3 protein-coding genes are annotated in these 2,498 nt (G+C 68.0%); 1 reads left to right on the top strand and 2 read right to left on the bottom strand.

The genetic code is table 11. The features are described from left to right. Positions 1-88 precede the first annotated feature (88 nt). The gene (gene ychF / locus FNX44_RS26100; RefSeq protein ID WP_143651440.1) at positions 89-1,177 is read left to right on the top strand and encodes a redox-regulated ATPase YchF; all 1,089 of its coding nucleotides are present in this window, start codon (positions 89-91) and stop codon (positions 1,175-1,177) included. 567 nt (positions 1,178-1,744) lie between these two features. Here the strand turns inward: ychF and FNX44_RS26095 are convergent. Both FNX44_RS26095 and FNX44_RS26090 read right to left on the bottom strand, forming a co-directional pair. After that, positions 1,745-2,137, bottom strand: coding sequence for a PIN domain-containing protein (locus tag FNX44_RS26095; protein ID WP_143651439.1), 393 nt, complete (start codon positions 2,135-2,137; stop codon positions 1,745-1,747). After that, a complete protein-coding gene (locus FNX44_RS26090; RefSeq protein ID WP_143651438.1) occupies positions 2,137-2,388 on the bottom strand; it encodes a magnesium transporter CorA family protein in 252 nt (83 codons plus the stop codon). The genes FNX44_RS26095 and FNX44_RS26090 overlap by 1 nt, the downstream gene beginning before the upstream one ends. Positions 2,389-2,498: the final 110 nt, after the last annotated feature.

Here is a 2,498-nt window from a genome sequence, read left to right as displayed (position 1 = left end):
GCCCCGGGCCGCGCCCGTAGACTGGTGGACTGGCCCGCACCCGCCGGCCGCCCCCGCCCAGTCCTCATCGCTTACGGGAAGTCGCCACGTGTCGCTCACGATCGGAATCGTCGGCCTGCCCAACGTCGGCAAGTCGACCCTGTTCAACGCCCTGACCAAGAACGACGTCCTGGCGGCCAACTACCCGTTCGCCACCATCGAGCCGAACGTCGGCGTGGTCGGCGTCCCCGACCCCCGCCTCGGCAAGCTCGCCGAGATCTTCGGCTCCGAGCGGCTGCTGCCCGCCACCGTCGACTTCGTCGACATCGCGGGCATCGTGCGCGGCGCCAGCGAAGGCGAGGGCCTGGGCAACAAGTTCCTGGCGAACATCCGCGAGTCCGACGCGATCTGCCAGGTCATCCGCGCCTTCGAGGACGAGAACGTCGTACACGTCGACGGCCGCGTCTCCCCGAAGGACGACATCGAGACGATCAACACCGAGCTGATCCTCGCCGACCTCCAGACCATCGAGAAGGTCCTTCCGCGCCTGGAGAAGGAAGCCCGGATCAAGAAGGACAAGCAGGCCCAGGTCAAGGCCGTGCAGGAGGCGCAGGCCATCCTGGAGGACGGCCGCACCCTGTTCTCCGCCGGCATCGCCCAGGGCACCGAGCGCGCCGAGCCCCTGCACGAGCTGCACCTGCTCACCACCAAGCCGTTCCTCTACGTCTTCAACGTCGACGAGGACGAGCTGACCGACGAGGCGTTCAAGGACGAGCAGCGCGCCCTGGTCGCCCCCGCCGAGGCCATCTTCCTCAACGCCAAGCTCGAGGCCGACCTGGCCGAGCTGGACGAGGACGAGGCGCTGGAACTCCTCCAGTCCGTCGGCCAGGACGAGCCCGGCCTCGCCACCCTCGCCCGCGTCGGCTTCAACACCCTCGGCCTCCAGACCTACCTCACCGCCGGCCCCAAGGAGTCCCGCGCCTGGACGATCCCCAAGGGCGCCACCGCCCCGGAGGCCGCCGGCGTCATCCACACCGACTTCCAGCGCGGCTTCATCAAGGCCGAGGTGATCTCCTTCGACGACCTCGTCGAAGCCGGCTCCGTCGCCGAGGTCCGCGCCAAGGGCAAGGCCCGCATGGAAGGCAAGGACTACGTCATGCAGGACGGCGACGTGGTCGAATTCCGCTTCAACGTCTGATACGTCCGGCGAAAGGCCGTCTGACCTGCGACGGAGCGGGTTGGGCGGCCTTTGCGGTCCGCGCAGAGTCCGCAGCGTGTTTGCGGCGGACCGAGTCCTGGTTGCTCCGAACTTCACTCACCCGTTCAGTGCCAGGCACGGTGCCTCTACGCTGATCAGTGGCAGGCAGGGCAAGCTCAGAGCAGGTGAGGTTGCGGGTGAGACTCAGGCAAGAAGCTCGCGTGCTGAAAGAAAAGGCCGTCTCGTCGATGGTCGCTGCGGCGGAGGCGTTCAACTCGCCGTATGACCGTGGGTGAGGTCGGATGGACCCCGAAGTCGGTGGCCACCTGCTCGACCGTCACACCCGGCCCGCGGTTCCTCGCGACCCGCACGACGTCCTGACGGAACTCTTCCGGATAAGGCTAGGGCACAGCGACATCCTTCCCACCCGCCCCACAGGGCAAGCCAGTTCAGATGTCACCCGATCGTGCGGCAGACCCGTCAGATGCCCTCCAGGTGTGTTGGCGGGACAAGCTGGCGACGCGGCTGGCTGGGGTGTGGCCGCCCCACCGTTACCCGTGGAGCGTCCTACACCTTGATGACTTCGATAGTGGGGCCGCAGAGGAGGGTCAGGTCCTCGGGGTCGGAGGTGAGGATCGTGACCGGCTGGGGCGCGCTGCGGGCGATGGCTGCGAAGACGGCGTCGATCGCGTAGTTGTGGCCGTGGAGGCGGTGGGAGCGGAGGAGCTCGGCGGCTTGAGCGGTGATCTCCCTGGTCACGTCGTGCATATCGATGCGGGAGAGCACCCAACGAATCCGGGCGGGGTGGACGCGCTCGTAGTCCGCTTCCAGGGTGGTCATCGCGCTTGTCGCTGCGCGGATGCCCTCCTCTGCCGCCGCCTGGACGAAGGCCATGACGCCGCGATCCTTGCGGTACAGCTTCGAGAGCCCCTCGGAGTCGAGAAGCAGGGTTCCGGGCATCAGGCGGCGACTCCGTCGCCCCGCCTGTGGTCACGTCGTAGTGCCGAGCGGGCCTCTTCCACTTCGTGGCGGGTGAGCGCGTCGTTGTCGGTCTCGAAGTCGGCGACGATCTCGCCCAGCTTGTCCATGGCGACGCGGTGCTCGAGGGCTTCGGCGACGTAGGCCGAGAAGCCGCCCGGCCCGACGTGGGCCCGCACCGCTTCCGCGAGATCTTCCGGGAGGCTGACCGAGTACTTCCTGCTACCGCTCATGGGTGCCATGCTACCGCTGGTGGCATGGCCTCGTCTTCAGGTACGGCGGCGCTCGGGCGGTGGGATGGGAGGATCGAGGAGGTCGTCGGAGAGGGGGAAGGGGTCGGGAT

This window comes from Streptomyces alkaliterrae, from assembly GCF_007097205.2.
Lineage (GTDB): Bacteria > Actinomycetota > Actinomycetes > Streptomycetales > Streptomycetaceae > Streptomyces > Streptomyces alkaliterrae.
This window is presented reverse-complemented; position numbering and strand designations above follow the sequence as displayed.

Coding starts and splice junctions, on each gene's coding strand:
- FNX44_RS26095 (WP_143651439.1), bottom strand. CDS start 2,137: ATGCCCGGAACCCTGCTTCTCGACTCCGAGGGGCTCTCGAAGCTGTAC.
- FNX44_RS26090 (WP_143651438.1), bottom strand. CDS start 2,388: ATGAGCGGTAGCAGGAAGTACTCGGTCAGCCTCCCGGAAGATCTCGCG.